This window comes from Streptomyces sp. NPDC107575 (assembly GCF_055657265.1).
Genome location: NZ_JBVKBG010000008.1, coordinates 100,629 through 121,913, shown reverse-complemented (window position 1 = coordinate 121,913; position 21,285 = coordinate 100,629). Strand labels below are relative to the sequence as shown.

At 71.0% G+C, this 21,285-nt stretch carries 20 protein-coding genes and 1 pseudogene; 7 read left to right on the top strand and 14 right to left on the bottom strand.

The window, feature by feature from the left end; genetic code table 11:
• Positions 1-57: 57 nt before the first annotated feature.
• Positions 58-804, top strand: a complete 747-nt coding sequence (locus tag ACZ7L4_RS35305) for a TetR/AcrR family transcriptional regulator (protein ID WP_472108982.1) — start codon at positions 58-60, stop codon at positions 802-804.
• 108 nt (positions 805-912) lie between these two features.
• Here ACZ7L4_RS35305 and ACZ7L4_RS35300 read toward each other — a convergent pair whose 3' ends face one another.
• The 5 genes from ACZ7L4_RS35300 to ACZ7L4_RS35280 all read right to left on the bottom strand — a co-directional run bounded on the left by ACZ7L4_RS35300 (position 913) and on the right by ACZ7L4_RS35280 (position 5,758).
• A complete protein-coding gene (locus ACZ7L4_RS35300; protein WP_472108980.1) occupies positions 913-2,235 on the bottom strand; it encodes an MFS transporter in 1,323 nt (440 codons plus the stop codon).
• Positions 2,236-2,295: 60 nt separating this feature from the next.
• Complete coding sequence (locus tag ACZ7L4_RS35295) at positions 2,296-3,261, bottom strand: DUF2891 domain-containing protein (RefSeq protein WP_472108979.1); 966 nt, start codon at positions 3,259-3,261, stop codon at positions 2,296-2,298.
• Between the two features lie 147 nt (positions 3,262-3,408).
• Complete coding sequence (gene pcp / locus ACZ7L4_RS35290) at positions 3,409-4,053, bottom strand: pyroglutamyl-peptidase I (RefSeq protein WP_472108978.1); 645 nt, start codon at positions 4,051-4,053, stop codon at positions 3,409-3,411.
• 11 nt (positions 4,054-4,064) lie between these two features.
• Positions 4,065-5,024, bottom strand: coding sequence for a DUF979 domain-containing protein (locus ACZ7L4_RS35285; protein ID WP_472108976.1), 960 nt, complete (start codon positions 5,022-5,024; stop codon positions 4,065-4,067).
• The gene (locus ACZ7L4_RS35280) at positions 5,021-5,758 is read right to left on the bottom strand and encodes a DUF969 domain-containing protein (RefSeq protein WP_472108974.1); all 738 of its coding nucleotides are present in this window, start codon (positions 5,756-5,758) and stop codon (positions 5,021-5,023) included. Before ACZ7L4_RS35280 ends, ACZ7L4_RS35285 begins: the two co-directional genes overlap by 4 nt.
• A 162-nt stretch (positions 5,759-5,920) precedes the next feature.
• On the opposite strand from ACZ7L4_RS35280, the gene ACZ7L4_RS35275 reads away from it, so the two are divergent.
• The 3 genes and pseudogenes from ACZ7L4_RS35275 to ACZ7L4_RS35265 all read left to right on the top strand — a co-directional run bounded on the left by ACZ7L4_RS35275 (position 5,921) and on the right by ACZ7L4_RS35265 (position 8,402).
• Positions 5,921-6,685 (top strand): LamB/YcsF family protein, encoded by a 765-nt coding sequence (locus ACZ7L4_RS35275; protein WP_472109239.1) that lies wholly within the window; start codon positions 5,921-5,923, stop codon positions 6,683-6,685.
• Positions 6,682-7,306 (top strand): annotated as a pseudogene (locus ACZ7L4_RS35270) (5-oxoprolinase subunit B family protein); the annotation flags it as partial. The gene ACZ7L4_RS35275 and the pseudogene ACZ7L4_RS35270, both read left to right, overlap by 4 nt.
• Positions 7,307-7,544: 238 nt before the next feature.
• Positions 7,545-8,402, top strand: a complete 858-nt coding sequence (locus tag ACZ7L4_RS35265; RefSeq protein WP_472108973.1) for a 5-oxoprolinase subunit C family protein — start codon at positions 7,545-7,547, stop codon at positions 8,400-8,402.
• On the opposite strand, the gene ACZ7L4_RS35260 is transcribed toward ACZ7L4_RS35265, so the two are convergent.
• The 4 genes from ACZ7L4_RS35260 to ureA form a co-directional block, all read right to left on the bottom strand.
• Complete coding sequence (locus tag ACZ7L4_RS35260; protein ID WP_472109237.1) at positions 8,399-8,935, bottom strand: TetR/AcrR family transcriptional regulator; 537 nt, start codon at positions 8,933-8,935, stop codon at positions 8,399-8,401. The two genes, ACZ7L4_RS35265 and ACZ7L4_RS35260, sit on opposite strands and share 4 nt — an antisense overlap.
• A 66-nt stretch (positions 8,936-9,001) precedes the next feature.
• Positions 9,002-10,033: an agmatine deiminase family protein gene (locus ACZ7L4_RS35255; protein WP_472108971.1), complete on the bottom strand. Its 1,032-nt coding sequence runs from the start codon at positions 10,031-10,033 to the stop codon at positions 9,002-9,004.
• 11 nt (positions 10,034-10,044) lie between these two features.
• On the bottom strand, positions 10,045-11,757 hold the full coding sequence (locus tag ACZ7L4_RS35250; protein ID WP_472108970.1) for an urease subunit alpha: 1,713 nt from the start codon (positions 11,755-11,757) through the stop codon (positions 10,045-10,047).
• Entirely contained in the window at positions 11,754-12,464 is a 711-nt protein-coding gene (gene ureA, locus ACZ7L4_RS35245) for an urease subunit gamma (RefSeq protein WP_472108968.1), read from the bottom strand. Before ureA ends, ACZ7L4_RS35250 begins: the two co-directional genes overlap by 4 nt.
• Positions 12,465-12,598: 134 nt before the next feature.
• Here ureA and ACZ7L4_RS35240 point away from each other — a divergent pair, with 134 nt between their 5' ends.
• On the top strand, positions 12,599-12,781 hold the full coding sequence (locus ACZ7L4_RS35240; protein ID WP_472108966.1) for a hypothetical protein: 183 nt from the start codon (positions 12,599-12,601) through the stop codon (positions 12,779-12,781).
• Positions 12,782-12,856: 75 nt separating this feature from the next.
• Here ACZ7L4_RS35240 and ACZ7L4_RS35235 read toward each other — a convergent pair whose 3' ends face one another.
• Entirely contained in the window at positions 12,857-13,945 is a 1,089-nt protein-coding gene (locus ACZ7L4_RS35235) for a branched-chain amino acid aminotransferase (RefSeq protein ID WP_472108964.1), read from the bottom strand.
• Positions 13,946-14,204: 259 nt separating this feature from the next.
• Positions 14,205-15,248, bottom strand: coding sequence for a 3-isopropylmalate dehydrogenase (locus ACZ7L4_RS35230; RefSeq protein ID WP_450810555.1), 1,044 nt, complete (start codon positions 15,246-15,248; stop codon positions 14,205-14,207).
• Between the two features lie 128 nt (positions 15,249-15,376).
• On the opposite strand from ACZ7L4_RS35230, the gene ACZ7L4_RS35225 reads away from it, so the two are divergent.
• Positions 15,377-16,954: a purple acid phosphatase family protein gene (locus tag ACZ7L4_RS35225; protein ID WP_472108962.1), complete on the top strand. Its 1,578-nt coding sequence runs from the start codon at positions 15,377-15,379 to the stop codon at positions 16,952-16,954.
• A gap of 22 nt (positions 16,955-16,976) precedes the next feature.
• Here ACZ7L4_RS35225 and ACZ7L4_RS35220 read toward each other — a convergent pair whose 3' ends face one another.
• A complete protein-coding gene (locus ACZ7L4_RS35220; RefSeq protein WP_266714423.1) occupies positions 16,977-17,120 on the bottom strand; it encodes a hypothetical protein in 144 nt (47 codons plus the stop codon).
• A gap of 399 nt (positions 17,121-17,519) precedes the next feature.
• Between ACZ7L4_RS35220 and ACZ7L4_RS35215 the strand changes: the two genes are divergently transcribed.
• Positions 17,520-18,443 (top strand): NADP-dependent oxidoreductase, encoded by a 924-nt coding sequence (locus ACZ7L4_RS35215; protein ID WP_472108960.1) that lies wholly within the window; start codon positions 17,520-17,522, stop codon positions 18,441-18,443.
• 209 nt (positions 18,444-18,652) lie between these two features.
• On the opposite strand, the gene pruA is transcribed toward ACZ7L4_RS35215, so the two are convergent.
• Both pruA and ACZ7L4_RS35205 read right to left on the bottom strand, forming a co-directional pair.
• Positions 18,653-20,290, bottom strand: a complete 1,638-nt coding sequence (gene pruA, locus ACZ7L4_RS35210; protein WP_472108958.1) for an L-glutamate gamma-semialdehyde dehydrogenase — start codon at positions 20,288-20,290, stop codon at positions 18,653-18,655.
• A 57-nt stretch (positions 20,291-20,347) separates the two neighbouring features.
• Entirely contained in the window at positions 20,348-21,274 is a 927-nt protein-coding gene (locus ACZ7L4_RS35205; protein WP_472108957.1) for a proline dehydrogenase family protein, read from the bottom strand.
• Between the last annotated feature and the right edge of the window lie 11 nt (positions 21,275-21,285).

Genomic DNA, 21,285 nt, shown 5'->3' with positions numbered 1-21,285 from the left:
TGTACGGCGTCCACAGGCGATACGCTGTACACAAGGGCGAGCGAGAGGAGCCGGAGCGTGGCGGCAGGCAAGAGGACCGAGGACGGGGAGGGCCGGCTCGTCGAGCCCTCGCTGTGGGAACGGCTCGAGCGGCCCGCGCCCGCCCGGCGCACGGCGTTGTCCTTGGAGCGCATCGCGGCGGCGGCCGTGGAGCTGGCCGACGAGGAGGGCGGCGCCGCCGTCACCATGCGCCGCCTCGCCACCAAGCTGGGCGTCGCACCCATGGCCGCGTACCGGCACGTCTCCGGCAAGGAGGACCTGTGGGCGCTGATGTTCGACCGGGTCTCGGCCGAGCTGACCGTGCCCGACGAGGTAACAGACTGGCGCGAGGTGTTGCGCTCCTTTGCCGTTCAGACAAGGGAGTTGATGCTGCGCCACCCCTGGCTCGGGCAGACGCCGCTGCCGGTCATCCAGCTCACTCCGGCCCGGATGGCGGTGGCGGAGCGCCAGTTGAGGGCGCTGGCGGGCAAGGACCTCGACACGGACTCGATGGTGGCCGCCCACCGCGCGGTCGGCGCGTTCGTGCACGGCGCGACGCAGGCCGAGATCGCACTGCGCGACTACCGCGAGCGGCACGACTGGAAGAGCGGCGACGAGACCCGGCAGGCGCTCGCCCCGCAGATGAACTACCTGATGGAGAGCGGCCGTTACCCGACCTACCGGGCGTACGCCCTGTCGGCGACGCGCAAGGACGACCCGGCCTGGGAGTTCGAGTTCGGCCTCGACTGCGTGCTCGACGGGATCGCGCGCCGACTCGGGATCTGAGGCCCCTCCCCCGTACGAGCTTCCGCCGTACGAGATGAAGCCCCGGCCCCCTCCTCGTCTCAGGAGCGGGCCGGGGCTTCATCTCGGTCCGGTGGGTTCAGGGCCTGGTCAGGCGACCTGCTTCGCCGCTTCGGCGGGGGCCTCCTCGGACTTGACCCGGTTCAGGTCGATGTCGCGGGTCTCGCGCATCGACAGGTAGACGATCAGGGAGACGGCCGCGCAGCCGGCGACGTACCAGTAGTAGCCGGACTCGATGCCCGCGTCCTTGAACCAGAGCGCCACGTATTCGGCGGTGCCGCCGAAGAGGGCGTTGGCGATGGCGTACGGGAGGGCGACGCCGAGGGCGCGGATGCCGGTCGGGAAGAGTTCCGCCTTCACGCACGCGTTGATGGACGTGTAGCCCGTGACGATGACGAGGGCGAGCAGGGAGAGGCCGAGGGCCGGCCAGAAGGAGCCCGCGTGCTGCAGCAGCGTCATGATCGGCACCGTCAGGAAGGTGGAGCCGATCGCGAAGGTGATCAGGAGCGGGCGGCGGCCGATCCGGTCGGAGAGCGCGCCCGCGACCGGCTGCAGACAGGCGAAGACGACGAGCGCGCAGAACGAGACGAGGGTCGCCGTCTCCTTGCTCAGGCCCGCCGAGTTGGACAGGTACTTCGTCAGGTACGTCGTGTACGTGTAGTACGCGACGGTGCCGCCCATGGTCAGCGCGATGACCAGGAACGCCTCGCGCTTGTGCGCCCACAGCGCCTTGAGGGTGCCCTTGTCGTCGCCGCCCACGGTGGCGTCGGCGTCGGCCGACTCCTCGTAGACGTCGGTCTCCAGCATGTTGCGGCGCAGATAGAAGATGATCGCCGCGCCGAGGGCGCCGATGATGAACGGGATGCGCCAGCCCCAGCTGTGCAGGGCGTCGTCGGACATCGTGCGCTGGAGCAGGATCTGCAGGCCGAGGCCGACGATCTGGCCGGCCGTCATCGACACGTACTGGAAGCTGGAGGCGAAGCCGCGCTTCTCCGGGGACGAGGCCTCGGTGAGGTACGTGGCGCTGGCCGCGTACTCGCCGCCGACCGAGAGTCCCTGGAGCAGGCGCGCGATCAGCAGCACCGCGGCGCCGCCGTAGCCCGCGACCGAGTAGGTCGGCGCGACGGCGATGAGCACCGCCGACGCGGACATCAGGGTGACCGTGAGGGTCAGTGCCGCCTTGCGGCCCTTGCGGTCACCGACCCGGCCGAGCAGCCAGCCGCCCACGGGGCGCATGAAGAAGCCGACGGCGAAGATGCCGGCGGTGTTCATCAGCTGGGCGGTCGGGTTGCCGCTCGGGAAGAAGGCTCCCGCGAAGTACGTCGCGAAGCTCGCGTACACAAACCAGTCGAACCACTCGACCATGTTCCCGGCCGAGCCGACCAGGACCTTCTTCCATTGTTCTCGTCCCATGATCGGCACGATGCGGGACCGGTCACGCCCAGGGCAAGGTGTACCGGGCAACGATCACGCCTACTTGCGTTCATAGTGTTCACGGGCGAGTTCGGCGAACGTCGCGAGCCAGTGGTCGGTCGTGAAGTCACCGCTCTCTACGGCCGGGAGACCGGCGTCGAGGTGCTCCTGAGCGGCCTTCGCGAGGCGTTCGCGGACGGGGCCGTCGGGCAGTGCGTTCGCGACGGCGCGCAGGGACGCGGCGCGGGAGAGCGCGAGGCCGAGGAGGTGGCCGATCTGCGGGTCGCCGTGGTCGGAGACGACCGGTACGTCGAGCAGCGGGCAGGGTTCCCCGGTGGCGAGGGCCGGGAGGAAGCGGTCGAGCCAGGCGGCGAAGTCGTCGGCGTTCTCGAACACGCGGCGCATCGCGTCGGCCTCCGTGAGGGCCGGTGACAGGAAGTCCTGCCCAGAGGGCTCCCAGTGGGCGGGCGCGTCGTGGTCGTCGGCGAACCAGCCGCGCAGCCGCTCGCGTACGGCGTCCAGAGTGCGGCTCGGCAGTCCGGCCCGCTCCCCCGTGTCGAGGATCAGGCCGAGGGCGAAGGCGCTGTTGGGGTGGTTGCCGTGGCGCACGGGATACGTGGCCTTCGGGAGCCAGTCGGCGAGGAGCCGGTCGACCGCGTCGACGGCGGGGGCGAAGGCGTCGGCCCAGCGGGTGCCGTGGCACTGGGCGGCGAGGGCGATGAGCCAGGCCCAGCCGTAGGGGCGCTCGAAGCTCGGGCGGGCGAGGAGGTATTCGGCCTCGGTGGCGAGGTTCTCGCGGGTGAGGTGGCGGTCCAGTACGTCGGCGTGGGCCTCCGGCCGGGTGCGGAGGAGCAGCCAGTGCATGTGGACCGACGAGTGCCAGTCGTAGGCGCCGTAGAAGGCGGGGTGGAGGTCGGACGGGCGGGGGTTGTCGGCCGGGGAGGTGGTGAGGTGGGCGGTGAAGTTGGGGTATTCGCGGGTGACGTTGGCTGCCGCCAGTTGGGCGGTTTGGTCCGGGGTGAGCATGGCGGGTCCGTTTCGGTGGGGCGGGGTTGGGGTCGCGGGCGTGTGTGCGCGGGGTATGTGTGCGTCGCCGGGTGCGGTGCTGCTTTGGGTTGCGTTCGCGCAGTTCCCCGCGCCCCCAAAAGCAGGTCCCCGCGCCCAAGAGGAGCGTCAGTGCGTCGCGCCCTCGGTGACCCGAAGGTCCTCACCGGTCGACGCTGCGGCGAGCAGGAGCGCCCGGATGCCGGTGGCCACCGTTTCGAATGGGAGGGAGGGTGCCGAGCCGTCCGTGACCTGTTCCGGGGTCGACGGCACGTGCACGAACCCGCCCCGGACGCCCGGGAGTTCCGTGGCGATCAGGTGCCCGAGGAAGTACGCCACGTGGTTGCACGTGAACGTTCCCGCCGTGTTGGACAGTGCCGCCGGGACGCCCGCCTCGCGCATCGCCGCGACGCACGCCTTCACCGGGAGCGTGGAGAAGTACGCCGCCGGGCCGCCCGGCACCACCGGGACGTCGATGGGCTGGGCCCCGGCGTTGTCGGGGATGCGGGCGTCGTCGACGTTGATCGCGACGCGTTCGACGGTGACGCCGGGGCGGCCGCCCGCCTGACCGAGGCAGACGACCAGGTCGGGCGCCACCTCCGCCACCGCCGTCCGCAGCGCCGCGATCGACTCGCCGAAGACGCACGGGAGTTGGACCGCCGTGACGGACAGGCCCTCCGGTGGCGCGGCGGCGACGGCCTGCGCCGCCTGCCACGACGGGTTCACGGCTTCCCCGCCGAACGGTTCGAATCCGGTGAGCAGTACCCGAGCCATCGCTCGACCTCCTAGAACGCGAAGAACGCCATGATCACGGTGCAGCAGCCGAGCAGCGCGAACCCCGTGGGGAGCTGCGCCTTGATCGGCCCGTACTGGTCCTTCAGTTCGAGAAGGGTCGCCGGGACGATGTTGAAGTTGGCGGCCATGGGCGTGACGAGCGTGCCGCTGAAGCCGGCGAGCATGCCGATCGCGAGGATCGCCACCTCGTTGCCGTGCATCTGCTGGATGAGCACGGGCCAGCCGATCGCCGCCGTCATGACGGGGAACGCGGCGAAGGCGTTGCCCATGATCACGGTGAACAGGAACATGCCGACGCAGTACGCGATCACGGCCAGGTATTTGGAGTCGTCCGGCAGCACCGCGTTGGTGATCTTTCCGACCTGGGTGCCGACGCCGGCGACCGCGAAGATCGAGCCGAGGACGGAGAGCAGCTGCGGGAGCAGCAGCGCCGAGCCCATCGCCTCCAGCATCGAGCGGCCGGAATGGATCGGCGTCGACACCTTGCGCTCGCCGGTGACGAACATCCCGACGACGAGCGCCACGACACAGCCGACGCCGAGCCCGAGGAGGGTGGCCTGGCCGGTCTCGAACAGACCCGAGTCGTCGAGGAAGGAGGCGCAGAGGATCGCGACGAGCGGGATGGTGAGCGCGGGTATGAAGAGCTTGTTCCCCAGGCGGGCGGCCGACGCCTCGCGCTGCTCCTGCGTGGTGGTGACCGGTTCGCCCTTGCCGATGAAGTTGAACCCGGCGAGCGCGATCAGTGCGAGGACCGCGACGCCGAGGGGTTCGGCGGGCAGTGCCTTCGAGCCGCCCGCGACCCCGGTGCCGTAGGGGAAGGTCAGTCCGAGCAGTCCCCAGAAGGCTGCGGACGTCCAGCGCTTGGGGTTGGTGCGGTCCGTCGCCATCTGTACGGCCATGACGACGAAGACGAGACCGATCAGCCAGTAGAGCCATTCGACCTTGATCACTTGGCCGACTCCTTCTCGTTCCCGGGCTGCTTCGGCAGCGGCAGGTCGTGTTCGGCGACGGCGAGCGCCATCTCGCGCTCCAGGTGCTTGTCGAGGAGCAGCAGCCGGGCGCCGTGGATGACGAAGGCGCAGACGGCCAGCGGGATGGCCCACAGCGCGAGCTGGGTGGGCTCGAGGTGCTCGTGGTACGTCGAGTTCACGAAGCCGGTGATCAGCAGGATCGAGCCGATCGCGATGAAGCAGTCCTCACCGAAGAAGACGCCGACGGTGTCGGCGGACGCCGAGTAGGAGCGGACCTTCTCGCGCAGCTTGTCCGGCAGCGCGGCCCCGGCCTTGCGTTCGGCGGCGGCCTCGGCCATCGGCGCGACGAGCGGGCGCACCGCCTGGGCGGGGCCGCCGAGGTTGTTGAGGCCGAAGGCGGCGGTGACCTGGCGGACCAGCAGATACGCGGTGAGGAAGCGGCCGGCGCTGAGTTTGCCGAGCTTCCCGATGAGCGTGCGGGCCTGTTCGCGCAGGCCGTAGCGCTCCAGAAGGCCGATCACCGGAAGCACGATGGCGAAGACGGTGACGGAGCGGCTGTCGGCGAAGGATGTGCCGAAGGCGGCGAGGATCTCCAGCGGATTCATCTTGCCGAGCAGCCCGGTGACGATGCCGGCGACGCCGACCACGAGAACGGGATTGCGGCGCGTGACGAATCCGAGGATCACCACGAGCACGCCGAGCAGAACGATCATGCGGCGGCCTTTTCGATGAGGGACGCACTTATGGATGAGGGATGCACGGACCTTAGGGGATCGTTCAACGATCTAACAAGAGGTTCCGGAATTCGGACGTCCAGAAAGCGCGAAAAAAATCGACCCTTGTCGGATCGTTGAACAATCCTCTACGTTGAGCCGGTGATCCAGGACGTCATCGACCTCAACGCCGACCTCGGCGAAGGCTTCGGCCGGTGGACCCTCACCGACGACGAGGCCCTGCTCTCCGTGGTGACCAGTGCCAACGTCGCCTGCGGCTTCCACGCCGGCGACCCCTCCGTGATGCGCCGGGTCTGCGACCTGGCCGCCGAGCGCGGCGTACGGATCGGGGCGCAGGTCTCCTACCGCGACCTCGCCGGGTTCGGACGGCGCGCGATGGACGTGCCGCCGGACGAGCTGGCGGCCGAAGTGGCGTACCAGATCGGGGCGTTGCGGGTGTTCGCCGAGGCGGCCGGGGCCGAGGTGGCTTATGTGAAGCCGCACGGCGCGCTCTACAACCGGACCGTGCGGGACGCGGAGCAGGCGCGCGCCGTCGTCGACGGGGTGCGGATCGCGGGCGGGTCGCTGCCGGTGCTCGGGCTTCCCGGGTCTCAACTACTGGCTGCCGCCGAGGAGTTCGGTCTTGTACCCGTGCGCGAGGCCTTCGCCGATCGTGCATACACCCCGGAGGGCACGCTCGTGCCGCGCCGCGAGCCGAACGCCGTCGTCGAGGACGCGGACGCCGTGGTCCGCCGGTCCGTCGCGTTCGCTGTGGACGGCGGGGTCGAGGCGGTCGACGGGTCCCACGTCGCGGTCGCCGCGCGGTCCCTGTGCGTGCACGGCGACACCCCCGGTGCGGCGGCGATCGCCGCGCGGGTGCGGGTGGCGCTCGAGGACGCCGGGGTCAAGGTCGGGGCGTTCGCGTGAGCGTCGGGCTGCGGGTGCGCCCCGCCGGGCGGCACGCGCTGCTTGTGGAGTTCGCCGACGCCGAGCAGGCGGGGGCGTTCCACGCGGAGGTGCTGCGCAGGCGGGCGGCGGGGGTGCTGCCGCCGGTGCGGGAGGTCGTGCCGGGGGCGCGGACGGTGCTGCTCGACGGGGTCGCCGAACCGGATGCGCTCGCGCGCCGGCTGGGCGAGTGGGATGTGCCGTCGGGCGGCGCGGCGGACGGGGAGGTCGTGACGATTCCTGTCGTGTACGACGGGCCGGACCTTGCCGAGGTCGCGGAGCTTTGGGGGGTGTCGGTGGCGGAGGTCGCCGCGGTGCACTCCTCGTACGAGTACCGGGTGGCGTTCTGCGGGTTCGCTCCGGGGTTCGGGTATTTGAGCGGGTTGCCGGAGGAGTTGCATGTGCCGCGGCGGGCCACTCCGCGGACGCGGGTCCCTGCGGGGGCGGTTGCCCTTGCCGGGCCGTACTCGGCGGTGTATCCCCGGTCCACGCCGGGTGGGTGGCAGTTGATCGGGTCGATGCCGGACCCTGCGGGGTTGTGGGATCCGTTGCGGGAGCCGGCGGCGCGCTTGGCCCCTGGCACCCGGGTTCGTTTCGCCGCGACGGCGTCGACGCCTCGGGGCTCTACCCCGGACCCCGCGCCTCAATCGCCGGCGGGGCTCAATTTGGCAGCCGGATCGCCCAGCTCGGCCGATCCCACGCCTCGGGGCTCCGCCCCGGACCCCGCTGCTCAATCGCCGCAGGGGCTTGATTTGGCCGGTACCGACTTGGGCAATCTGCCGCCTGGGGCGGCAGGGTGGGCAAGGCGGCCCCCGGTGCAGGGTGCACTCTCGGAGGGGTCGTGACCGTCAAGCTCACCGTCATCCGCGCCGGGGCGCTCACCACCGTGCAGGATCTCGGACGAGGTGGGCATGCCCACCTCGGCGTGCCCCGGTCGGGCGCGCTTGACCAACGTGCGCTGCGGCTCGGGAACCGGCTCGTCGGGAACCCCGAGGACGCCGCCGTGCTCGAGACCACGCTCACCGGGTGTGCGGTGCGGCCCGATCGCGGGGTCACCGTCGTCGTCGGCGGGGCCCCCTGCCCGGTCACCGTCGACGGCGCGCCCGCGGCCTGGGGCACCCCCGTGCACGTACCCGCCGGAGCGACCCTCGACGTGGGCGCGGTCAGCGCCGGCGTGCGGTCGTACGTCGCCGTCGCCGGCGGCATCGCCGTCGAGGCCGTGCTCGGGAGCCGGTCCACCGATCTGCTGTCGGGGCTGGGGCCCGCGCCCCTGAGCGCGGGCGACGTGCTGCCCGTCGGCGACGCACCCCGTACGCGACCCGCCGCACCCGCCGCCGCACCGTGGCCCGCTCCCCCGGAGGAACTCGTGCTGCCCGTGCGGTTCGGCCCCCGGCACGACTGGTTCACCGAGGCCGCCCGGCGGACCTTCGTCACCGCCGCGTACACCGTCTCCGGCAACAGCAACCGGATCGGGCTGCGCACCGAAGGGCCCGCCCTGGAGCGCGCGTTGGACGGCGAGCTGCCCAGCGAGGGGATGGTCCTCGGCGCCGTGCAGGTGCCGCCGGACGGGCGTCCCGTGGTGTTCCTGCACGACCACCCGACGACCGGCGGCTACCCGGTGATCGCCGTCGTGGACGAGGCCGCCCTCGCCGCGGCGGCCCAGGCGGCACCCGGCACAAGGGTCCGGTTCACCGGCTAGGGCCGCAGGCCCTCGTCCAGGAACTCCCGTACGTGGGCCATCACTTCGGCCCGGTCCGTGCGCAGGCCGATGGCCACCGCGATGGAGAAACCGTCGAGCAGCGCCCGCAGACGCGTCGCGAAGCGGTCCGGGTCGAGCGAACGGAACTCGCCGCGCGAGATGCCCTCGGCGAGCAGCGCCACGAGGTCGCGGTGCCAGGCCCCCTCGATGGCCGTCTGCCGGGCCCGCGCGTCGTCGTCGGCGTTGCGGGAGCGGTTGAACACCTCCAGCCACAGCGTCCAGTGCGGGTCGCGCGGGGCGTCGGGGACGTACAGGTCGACGTAGGCGTCGAGGCGTTCCCGGGCCCCGGCGGGTCCGACAAGGAGTTCCCTGCGGCGCGCCCCGAGGCGGCCCTCGCTCCACTCCAGCGTGCGCAGCAGCAGTTCGTCCTTGCTGCCGAAGTGGTACGCGAGGTGCCCGCTGCTCATGCCGACCTCGCGGCCGAGCGCGGCCATCGTCAGCCGTTCGAGGCCGTGCTCGGCGATCATCGCCATGGTCGCGGCGAGCACGTCCTCGCGCGGCGGCGCCGGGGTGCGCCGCCGCTGCGTCCCGGTCACGGCTCAGACCCCCGCGACCGGCTGCTGCTGGGTGATGCAGTGGATGCCGCCGCCGGCCGCGAAGATCGTGCGGGCGTCGACGAGGGTGACCTTCCGGGACGGGAAGAGCCGGCGGAAGATCGCGGCGGCCTCCTCGTCGTTCGGGTCGTCGAATCCGCACAGCACCACGCCGTCGTTGCAGAGGTAGTGGTTGATGTACGAGTAGTCGACCCAGTCGCCGTCCTCGTCCTTGAGGACGGTCGGGGCCGGGACCTCGACGATCTCCAGGGGCCTGCCCTGCGCGTCCGTCCGGCCGGAGAGGGTCGCGACGATCTCGTGGCTGACCTCGTGATCCGGGTGCGCGGGGTCCTGTTGAGAGTGGACGAGGACGACGCCCGGCGCCGCGAACGCCGCCACGATGTCGACATGTCCACGCGTGCCGAACTCGCCGTAGTCCGCGGTGAGTCCGCGCGGCAGCCAGATCGCCTTGGTGGTGCCGAGCCGGGCGTGGATCTCGGCCTCGACGTCCTCCTTGGTGCGGTCCGGGTTGCGGCCCTTGTCGAGCTGCACGGTCTCCGTGAGCAGGACCGTGCCCTCGCCGTCGACGTGGATGCCGCCGCCCTCGTTGACGAGCGACGTCGAGTGGACCGGCACTCCGGCGAGGTCACCGACGTGCCGCGCGATCTTCGCGTCGTGCTCCCAGCGGGCCCAGCTCTGGGCGCCCCAGCCGTTGAACGTCCAGTCCACGGCGGCCAGTTCGCCGGAGTCGGACTTGACGAACGTCGGGCCGATGTCGCGCATCCACGCGTCGTCCAGGTCCCGCTCGACCAGCTCGATCGACGGGTCGAGCAGCGCCTTCGCGGACTCCGCCTGGCCCGTGCCGACGACCATGGTCAGCGGCTCGTGGCGGCGCACCGTGTTGGCGACCTTCGCCCAGGCGGCGCGCGCCCCGGCGAGTTCCGCGTCGTCGGAGAAGGTCGGGTTGGGGCCCGGCCACGCCATCCACGTGCGCTCGTGCGGGGCCCACTCGGGCGGCATCACATACGGCTTCGACATCAGGTGACCCCTTAGAGGAAGTAGAGGCGGTTGAGGGAGACGGACTCGGCGGGTTCGGAGCGCAGCGGGTCGCCGTCGAGGGTGACGAGGCCCGTGCGCTGGTCGACGTCGACCGCTCCCGTACGGGAGTTGAGGCGCAGGTCGGCCGGGCCGATGCCGCGCGTGCCGCGGACGGCGACGCGGCGCCTGCGGGTGGGCATCGTGTCGTGCCCGTCGTCGACGGCGGCCTGCGCGACGAAGGCGACCGACAGCTCGGCGGCGGTCGCGCCGTACGCCCCGAACTGCGGGCCGAGGACGAGGGGTTCGCAGGTGTCGGTGGCGGCGTTGGGGTCGCCCACCACCCCGTACGCGGGGAAGCCGGACTTCAGGACGAGCTGCGGCTTCGCGCCGAAGTACTCGGGCGACCACAGGACGATGTCGGCCATCTTGCCGGGCTCCAGGGAGCCGATCTCGTGCGAGAGGCCGTGCGCGATGGCGGGGTTGATGGTCAGCTTCGCCATGTAGCGCAGGACGCGCTCGTTGTCGTGGCCGACGCCCGGGTCGCCGAGTTCGTGCTTCATCTTTCCGGCCATCGCGAACGTACGGCGCACGGTCTCGCCCGCGCGGCCCATGCCCTGCGCGTCCGAGGACGTGATGCCGATCGCGCCCAGGTCGTGCAGCACGTCCTCGGCGCCCATCGTCCCGGCACGGATCCGGTCGCGGGCCATCGCGGCGTCGCCGGGCAGGTCCGTCTTCAGGTCGTGGACCGAGACGATCATGCCGTAGTGCTCGGCGACCGCGTCCCGGCCGAAGGGCAGCGTGGGGTTGGTGGAGGAGCCGATGACGTTCGGGACGCCGGCCATCTTCAGGACGTTCGGTACGTGGCCGCCGCCGCAGCCCTCGATGTGGAAGGCGTGGATCGTGCGGCCTTCGAGGACCTTGAGGGTGTCCTCGACCGAGAGGCACTCGTTCAGGCCGTCGCTGTGCAGGGCGACCTGGACGTCGTGCTCCTCGGCGACGCGCAGCGCGGTGTCGAGGGCGCGGGTGTGCGCGCCCATGTCCTCGTGGACCTTGAAGCCGCAGGCGCCGCCCTCGGCGAGCGCCTCGACCAGCGGCGCACCGTCCGAGGACGAACCCCGGCCCAGGAAGCCGATGTTGACCGGCCACGCGTCGAACGCGGAGAACGCGTGCTTGAGCGCCCACGGCGAATTGACGCCGACGCCCCACACCGGGCCGAACTCCTGGCCGATGATCGTGGTGACGCCGGAGGCGAGCGAGGCCTCCATGATGCGCGGCGACAGCAGGTGGACGTGGGTGTCGACGGCTCCGGCGGTGGCGATCATGCCCTCGCCGGAGACGATCGTGGTGCCGGTGCCGACCACGACGTCGACGCCGTCCATCGTGTCCGGGTTGCCGGCCCGCCCCACGGCGTGGATCCGCCCCTCGCGGATCCCGATCGACACCTTCCTGATCCCGAGCGCGGCGTCGATCACCACGACGTTGCTGATCACGATGTCGCAGGTGTCGCGGACGGCGGCGGCCTTCAGGTGCAGCCCGTCGCGCGCGGTCTTCCCGAATCCGGCGAGGAACTCGTCCCCGTAGCTCTGGGAGTCGGACTCGACCTTGATGGTGAGCCCCGAGTCCCCGAGCCGGACGCGGTCCCCGGCGCGCGGGCCGTGCGTCCCCGCGTACTCGTGCGGGGTCAGCCGGCGGGCTTCGGCGGCGTGGCCTCCAGGGCGGCTCATCGGCCCTCCTCCTCGGTCTCGACACCCAGATATCCGCAGGCGGCGGCGCGGCGGAGCGCCTCCTCGCGTGCACCGGGCGCATCCAGCGGTCCGTCGACGAGCCCCGCGAACCCGATGGCGACCCGGGCCCCGCCGATCGGCAGCAGGCCGACGTCCTGGGTCTCCCCCGGCCCGAACCGCACCGAGGACCCTGCGGGCACCGCGAGCCGCATCCCGTAGGCCTTGTCCCGTACGAAGTCCAGGCGCGGGTTGGCCTCGAAGAAGTGGAAGTGCGAGGTGACGGAGACCGGGACGGTCGCCGTGTTGGTGACGGTGAGCGTGAGGACGGCCTGCGGGTCCTCGTGCTCGGGCCCCGGCAGCAGGGCGCCGGGGGCGTCCTCGCCCAGGGAGCCGGTGTCCTCGCCGGTGCCGATCGGGTCGCTCACGACCGCGAGCCGCGAGCCGTCGTCGAAGACCGCCTCCACGTGCACCTCGGTCACCACGTCGGCGACGCCCGGCAGCACATCGTCCGGGCCGAGCGCGGAGCGGGCCGCCTCGATCGCCTCGGCGAGCCGCTTGCCGTCGCGGGCCGCCTCGCAGACGGTGTCCGCGATCAGGGCGGTCGCCTCCGGCACGTTGAGCCGCAGGCCGCGGCTCTTGCGGGCCCGCGCGAGCTCGGCGGCGCCGAACAGCAGCAGCCGGTCGCGTTCCGTGGGGGTCACTCTCACGCCGTCACGCCTCCTCGTCGTTCTTAGAACGCCACTCTAAACCCACACGGCAAATACGCCCATGGACCGGGTCCCGTAATGCAGTGAACGTATAGAGCACGGTTCCAATGACTGGACGCCGAAGGAGTGGGAACATGCCGCCCATGACGGAGACCACCAGATCCCCCGCCCGGACGAAGGCGATCCGCGCGGCCAAGTACACCGGCGCCGCTCTTCTGCGCTGCGCGCAGGTCCTGCTCATCGTCCTCGGCGCGCTGGGCCAGGCCTCGAAGAAGGGCTCGGGCAGCCGGTCGAGCAGTTCCGGCGACGGGGACTGACCGGCTCCCCCGGGCATGCGTCGGCCCCCGCCCCGCGGTGTGCGGGACGGGGGCCGGGCTTCGTACGGGTGAGGACTAGCCCAGCTCGTGCATCCAGCCGTGCGTGTCCTCGGCCTTGCCGCGCTGGATGTCCAGGAGCGCGTTGCGCAGCTTCATCGTGACCTCGCCGGCCTCACCGCCGGACTGCTGCCACTCGGCGCCCTCGCGCTTGACGGTGCCGACCGGCGTGATGACGGCGGCGGTGCCGCAGGCGAAGACCTCGGTCAGCTCGCCGGACTCGGTGGCGGACTGCCACTCGTCGATGGAGATGCGGCGCTCCTCCGACTCGTAGCCGAGGTCGCGGGCGACCTGGAGGAGCGAGTCACGGGTGACGCCCGCGAGCAGCGAACCGGTGAGGGTGGGCGTGACGATCTTGTTGCCGTACACGAAGTACAGGTTCATGCCGCCCAGCTCCTCGACCCACTTGTGCTCGACGGCGTCGAGGTAGGCGACCTGGTCGCAGCCCTTGGCGGCGGCCTCGGCCTGCGCGAGCAGGGACGCCGCGTAGTTGCCTCCGGTCTTGGCGTCGCCGACGCCGCCGGGGACGGCGCGCACGCGGTCCTCGGAGAGCCAGATGGAGACGGGCTTCACGCCGCCGGAGAAGTACGCGCCGGCGGGCGAGGCGATGACGATGAAGAGGTACTCGTTGGCGGGCTTCACGCCCAGGCCGACCTCGGTCGCGATCATGAACGGGCGCAGGTAGAGGGACTCCTCGCCGCCGTGCGCGGGCACCCAGTCCTTGTCCTGCTGGACGAGCAGGTCACAGGCCTCGACGAAGGTCTCGACCGGCAGCTCGGGCATGCCGAGGCGCCAGGCGGAGTGCTGGAAGCGCTTGGCGTTCATGTCGGGCCGGAAGGTGGCGACCGAACCGTCGGGGCGGCGGTAGGCCTTGAGGCCCTCGAAGATCTCCTGCGCGTAGTGCAGGACGTTCGTGGCCGGGTCGAGGGAGAGCGGTCCGTAGGGCACCAGCTGCCCGTCGTGCCAGCCCCGCCCCTCGGTCCACTTGACCGTCACCATGTGGTCGGTGAAGTGGCGGCCGAACCCCGGGTTGGCCAGGATCTCCTCGCGCTGCGCGGCGGACAGCGGGGTGGCGGTGGGCTTGAGCTCGATCGTGGGCGTCGTCATGGTTGCGTGTCCTTCACCGTTGGTTGTGACGGACCGCGTTCACGCCTGCACTCCTGGTACTAGGACGTCCGAGCTTCCACGTACATCGCGGCCCCACGTTCGATTATCTCGCGAGGACGGGTGTGGTCGAAACGGACCCAGGTGGATACGGGTGCGTGAAGCGGCCCAAGGTTGATGGTCGCACCCAGGGGCCGCACAGGAACAGCCGCCGGGCGCGGTGTGCGACCCGGCGGCTGCTGCCGTAATGGTGAGCGCCGGGTCAGCCGGCTACTACTCGGGCGACGAGGGCGTCACCGATCTCGTCGGTGGAGCGGACGGCGTCGCCGCGCTCGCCGAGGTCCGCGGAGACCGCGGCCTCGATGCGGGCCGCCTCGGCCTCGTAGCCGAGGTGGCGCAGGAGGAGGGCGACCGAGAGGATCGTGGCGCTCGGGTCGGCCTTGCCCTGGCCCGCGATGTCCGGGGCCGAGCCGTGCACGGGCTCGAACATGGACGGGAACTCGCGGCTCGGGTTGATGTTCCCGGAGGCCGCGACGCCGATGCCGCCGGAGACGGCCGCGGCGAGGTCGGTGATGATGTCGCCGAAGAGGTTGTCGGTGACGATCACGTCGAAGCGGGCCGGGTCGGTGACGAGGTAGATCGTCGCGGCGTCGACGTGGATGTAGTCGGTGGTGACCTCGGGGAACTCCTTGGCCACCTTGTTGAAGATGTTCGTCCACAGGTGGCCCGCGAAGGTCAGCACGTTGTTCTTGTGGACCAGCGTGAGCTTCTTGCGGGGGCGGGCCTGGGCGCGGGCGAAGGCGTCACGGACCACGCGCTCCACACCGAACGCGGTGTTGACGGAGACCTCGGTCGCGACCTCGTGCTCGGTGCCCTTGCGGATGGTGCCGCCGTTGCCCGTGTACGGGCCCTCGGTGCCCTCGCGGACGACGACGAAGTCGATGTCCGGCTCGCCCGCCAGCGGGGTCGAGACGCCCGGAAGGAGCTTCGACGGACGCAGGTTGACGTGGTGGTCGAACGCGAAGCGGAGCTTGAGCAGGAAGCCGCGCTCCAGGACGCCGGACGGCACCGACGGGTCGCCGATGGCGCCGAGCAGGATCGCGTCGTGCTTCTTGAGCGAGTCGAGGTCGGCGTCCGTGAGGGTCTCACCGGAGGCGTGGTAGCGCTTGGCGCCGAAGTCGTACTCCTCGGTCTCCAGCTTCACATCCTGCGGAAGGACGGCGGAGAGGACCTTGAGACCCTGGGCCACGACCTCCTGGCCGATACCGTCGCCGGGGATCACTGCGAGATTGATGCTGCGAGACATGTCAGCACCGTACTCCTCGTCCCATGGGATGACACGCGGTGTCCATGATGTGGACGGCTGCCGAGTCGCCGCCTTCTGTTCACCCGTATGTCTGGCGGCAGTTGGAAGCTACTGGGAAGTTCCCTTCCATGACCACTGCCAACGACACCCCCAATGTCGGCATCCCCGAGCGGCTCGCCAGGCGGCTGAGCATGCCCGAGCAACACGAGTACCTGCGCGCGCGGTTCAGCAGGCGGCGCGCCCTGACGGGGGCGGCGGCCACCGTGGGCGGGGCCGCGCTGCTCGGCGGCGGCACCGCGACCGGCGCGTACGCGGCGCCGCTGCTCCCGGCGCGGGCGGCCGCTCAGGTCGACGGTTCGCTGGTCGCCCCCTTCGGCCGGCACCTCGCCTTCGGCGCCGACCCGAAGACGCAGATGCGGATCTCGTGGCAGGTGCCGTTCGCGGTCAAGAACCCGTATCTGCGGGTGGGTTCGAAGCCCTGGGAGCTGAGCCGGAAGATTCCGGCGGAGGTGCGCGCCCTGCACACCCCGTCCCTGTCGAAGAAGCTCCCCGAGGTCGAGCAGCACTACCTGCACGCGGCGCTCGACAACCTCGTGCCCGGCACGACGTACTACTACGGCGTCGGCCACGACGGCTTCGACCCGGCCGACGCGGAGCGCATCGGCACGCTCGGCACCTTCCGTACGGCGCCGGCCGCCCCGGAGTCGTTCGTCTTCACGGCCTTCGGCGACCAGGGCGTCAGCTACGACGCGCTCGCCAACGACCAGGTGATCCTCGGCCAGAACCCGTCCTTCCATCTGCACGCGGGCGACATCTGCTACGCCGACAGCAGCGGGCAGGGCAAGGAATCGGACACGTACGACGCGCGGGTGTGGGACCAGTTCCTCGCGCAGACGGAGACGGTCGCGAAGTCGGTGCCGTGGATGGTGACGACCGGCAACCACGACATGGAGGCCTGGTACTCCCCCAACGGCTACGGCGGCCAGAGCGCGCGCTGGTCGCTGCCGGACAACGGCCCCGACCCGAAGAACGCGCCGGGCGTCTACTCCTTCACGTACGGGAGTGTGGGCGTGGTCGCGCTCGACGCGAACGACGTGTCGTTCGAGATCCCGGCCAACAAGGGCTATCTGGACGGCAAGCAGACGGCGTGGCTCGACAAGCGGCTCGGGGAGCTGCGGGCGCGCAAGGACATCGAGTTCATCGTCGTCTTCTTCCACCACTGCGCGTACTCGACGTCCACGCACGCCTCGGACGGCGGGGTGCGCGAGGCCTGGGTGCCACTGTTCGCCAAGCACCAGGTGGACCTGGTGATCAACGGGCACAACCACGTCTACGAGCGCACGGACGCGATCAAGGGCACGGGGAACGGCGAGGTCGGCAAGCCGGTGCCGGTCGGCGCGTCGACCGATCCGACGCGCGACGGCATCGTGTACGTCACCGCGGGCGGCGCCGGCAAGGACCTCTACGGTTTCGGACCGGGCGTGAAGGACAGCTACGAGGGCAACGTGATCGACCGCGAGTCGATCGTCACCTTCCACTGGACCAGGTCACGCCTGCCCGACCCGGACACCGTCGAGTGGTCCCGGGTGCGGTACACCGGCTTCTCGTTCCTCGCGGTGGAGGTGGAGAAGGGCCGGATGAAGGTGTCGGCGCTGGCCGAGACCGGCGAGCGCATCGACCACTTCGAGGTGAAGCGCGGTTCTTGAGGCGGCTGGGGGCGGGCCGGTCTCAGTGACCGGTCTCCCCGCCGTTGTCCCTGCGGTCGAGGGCGCGCTGGAGGGCGGCGGCCGCGGTCCTTGCGGCCTGGCGGTCGGCTTCGCTCGACGGGGAGACGTGACGGACTCGGCGGCGGACGGGCGTCGCAGTGGCCATGAGGGATCGACTCCTTGAGAATCCGTGGGAATCCGCGCGCGGGTGCGCGCATGGGGATTTCGAGGCGCCGGAAGGGCGGGGAACGGGAGCTGCAGGGGTTGCCTGCCTGATGCTCCGGCTCGCGGCCGCCATTCGCCGGATCGGGCGAGTCGTTCGGCTTCTACAAAGCTAGGACAGGTCCCTGCTTCTGTCTCCACAATTACTCGGACTTCCTACTATCTGAGACGGGAGCCGCGTCTTCCGCCCCACCAGCCTCTTTCGTCACAGGGGTCACGGCGGTGGCCGAGTCCGGTGGCACGGGCGGTCCGGACCATGGCGCGGCCGACGCGCACGCACCACGATGGGTCCCCTACCGGCCGGGCCGCGGTGGCCCGGCGGGCCCTGGGGAGGAGTCCCACCATGCGCGTCATCAGTCAGCGCCGGCTCGGCGGACCCGAGGTGCTCGAAGTGGTGGAGGTGGAACGGCCCGAGCCGTTGGCGGGCGAGGTGCTCGTGCGGGTCCGGGCCGTGGGGGTGAATCCGGTGGACCGGCTGGCGCGCTCCGGCGACGCGCCGCTCTTCGGGGACCCGCCGTTCACGCTCGGCTGGGACGTCTCGGGCGTCGTCGAGTCGGCGGGGCAGGACGTCACCGAATTCCGGCCGGGCGACGAGGTGTTCGCGATGATCCGGGGCGGGGGCTACGCCGAGTACGTGCTGATCCGCACCGAGCACCTGGCGCCGAAGCCGGGCAATGTCGACCATGTCCACGCGGCGGCGGTGCCCGCGGCGGCGCTCACCTCGTGGCTCGCGCTCGTCGACACCGGGCAGATCGGTCCGGGGCGGCGGGTGCTGATCCACGCGGCGGCCGGTGGTGTCGGGCATGTGGCGGTGCAGATCGCCAAGGCCGAGGGGGCGTACGTGATCGCCACGGCGCGCCCCGACAAGCACGATTTCCTGCGCGAACTCGGCGTCGATGAGCCCATCGACTACACGACCACGGACTTCGCCCATGCCCTGCGTGACGTGGACGTGGCCCTCGACCTGATCGGGGGCGACTACGGTCCGCGCACGCTGGTCACCCTGCGGCCCGGCGGGCTCCTTGCCTCCGCGGTGATCTGGGACCCGGGTGTCACCCAGGAGGACGCCGAGGCCCGCGGTGTCCGCTTCGCGCCCGTGTCGGTCCAGCCCTCGGGGGCGACGCTCCGCAAGGCGGCGGCACTCCTGGCCGCGGGCCGCCTCCGCCCCCACGTCTCGGCGACCCTCCCCCTGGAGGAGGCGGCCAAGTCCCACGAACTGACCTCCTCGGGCCACACCCAGGGCAAGGTGGTCCTGACGGTCCCCTGAGCGGCACCGGCGTTGCGCTCTCGGGGCTCTGCCCCGGACCCCGCTGCTCAATCGCCGCAGGGCTTGAGATGGTCGACCAAATCAAGCCCCGCCGGCGATTGAGGCGCGGGGTCCGGGGCGGAGCCCCGTGGCGTAGGGCCGGTCCACGCAGAACCGCCCCTGGCCGAGGCAAGAAAGCCTCGGCCAGGGGCGGCGCCGTTGCAGGGGCGTCAGCCCATGTGGGGGTAGACGTAGTCCGTCGGCGGGACCAGCGTCTCCTTGATGGCGCGGGTCAGCGTCCACCGCTGCAGGTTCTGCGGCGCCCCGGCCTTGTCACACGTACCGGAGGCGCGACCGCCACCGAACGGCTGCTGCCCGACGACCGCACCGGTCGACTTGTCGTTGATGTAGAAGTTGCCCGCCGCGTAACGGAGCTTCTCCATCGTGTGGGCCGCCGCCGCACGGTCGTTCGCGACGACCGACCCGGTCAGCGCGTAGTCCGACGCCGACTCCATCTGCTCCAGCATGGCGTCGTACTGGTCGTCCTCGTAGACGTGCACGGCGAGGAACGGCCCGAAGTACTCGGTGGAGAACACCTCGTTGGCCGGGTCCGAGCACTCGACGACCGTCGGCCGCACGAAGTAGCCGACGGAGTCGTCGTACGTGCCGCCCGCGACGATCGTGCAGGACGCGTCGTCCTTCGCCCGGTCGATCGCGGCCTTGTTCTTGGCGAACGCACGGTCGTCGATGAGCGCGCCGATGAAGTTCGTCAGGTCGGTGACGTCACCCATCTTGATGCCGTCGACCTCGGCCGCGAACTCCTCCTTGAAACCGGAGTTCCAGATCGAGGCGGGGATGTACGCACGCGAGGTCGCCGAGCACTTCTGGCCCTGGAACTCGAAGGCACCACGGGTCAGCGCGGTCTTCAGGACCGCACGGTCCGCGCTCGGGTGCGCGACGACGAAGTCCTTGCCGCCGGTCTCGCCGACGAGCCGCGGGTAGGTGCGGTACTTCTCGATGTTGGTGCCGACCGTCTTCCACAGGTGCTGGAAGGTCTTGGTCGAACCGGTGAAGTGGATACCGGCGAGGTCGCGGTGGTTCAGCGCGACGTCCGAGACGGCCAGACCGTCACCCGTCACCAGGTTGATGACACCCTTCGGAAGACCGGCCTCCTCCAGGAGCTGGAGCAGCAGCACGGCCGCGTGCGTCTGCGTCGGGGACGGCTTCCACACCACGACGTTGCCCATGAGCGCCGGGGCGGTCGGCAGGTTGCCCGCGATGGCCGTGAAGTTGAACGGCGTGATCGCGTAGACGAAGCCCTCCAGCGGGCGGTGGTCCATGCGGTTCCACACACCGGTGGAGTTCGCCGGCGGCTGCTCGGCGAGCAGGTTGCGGGCGTAGTGGACGTTGAAGCGCCAGAAGTCGATGAGCTCACAGGGAGTGTCGATCTCGGCCTGCTGGGCGGTCTTCGACTGGCCGAGCATCGTGGACGCGGCCATCGTCTCGCGCCACTTCGTGGACAGCAGCTCGGCGGCGCGCAGGATGATCGCGGCGCGGTCGTCGAAGGACGTCGCGCGCCAGGCCGGGGCGGCGGCCAGGGCGGCGTCGATCGCGTCCTGGGCGTCCTGCTCGGTGGCGTTGGCGTACGTACCGATGACGGACTTGTGGTTGTGCGGCTGCACGACGTCGAAGCGCTCGCCGCCGCCCATCCGACGCACACCGCCGATGGTGCAGGGCAGCTCGATCGGGTTCTCGGCCAGCTCCTTGAGCTTGACCTCCAGGCGGGCGCGCTCCGGGGAACCGGGGGCGTAGCCGTGCACCGGCTCGTTGACCGGGGCGGGGACCTGGGTCACGGCGTCGAGGGTCATGGGTCCGTATCTCCTTCGGGGGGGTCGGGGAGTTATCGGTTGAGCAAGCGGGAGGGGTCAGCCCTTGGTGAGGACCGAGCGGGCGAAGAAGAGGAGGTTGGCCGGCTTCTCCGCGAGGCGGCGCATGAAGTATCCGTACCAGTCGGTGCCGTACGCGGTGTAGACACGCATCCGGTGTCCCTCGGCGGCGAGGCGCAGCTGCTCGTCGCTGCGGATCCCGTACAGCATCTGGAACTCGTACTCGTCCAGCTTGCGCCCGGCCTGCCGGGCGAGCTCCTGCGCGATGGAGACGAGCCGCGGGTCGTGGGACCCGATCATCGGGTACCCGGCGCCCTCCATGAGGATGCGCATGATGCGCACGTACGCCTTGTCGATCTCGGCCTTGTCCTGGTACGCGACCTCGGCGGGCTCCTTGTAGGCGCCCTTCACGATGCGCACGCGGCTGCCGGCGGCGGCGAGGCGGCGGGCGTCGTCCTCGGTGCGGAACAGGTAGGCCTGGATGACGCAGCCGGTCTGCGGGAAGTCCTTCCGCAGTTCCTCGTGGATGGCGAACATCGAGTCGAGGGTGGTGTGGTCCTCGGCGTCGAGGGTGACGGTGGTGCCGATCTTCGCGGCGGCCTCGACGACGGGCCGTACGTTGGCGAGGGCGAGCTCGTGGCCGCCTTCCAGCGCCTGGCCGAACATCGACAGCTTCACGGACATCTCGGCCTTGGTGCCGAGACCGAGCTTCTCGAGCCGCGCGACCAGCTCCAGGTAGGCGTCCCGAGCGGCCTGCGACTGCTCGACGGTGGTGATGTCCTCACCGACGACGTCGAGCGTGACCTCCAGGCCCTTGGCGGCGGCGTCCTCGATGATCGGCACGACCTGGTCGACCGACTCGCCGGCGATGAAGCGGTCCACGACCTGCTTGGTGCCCGGCGCCGCCGACACGAAGGCGCGCATCTTGTCGCTGCGCGACGCGGCGAGGATCAAGGGAGCCAGCACGGGGCACCTCC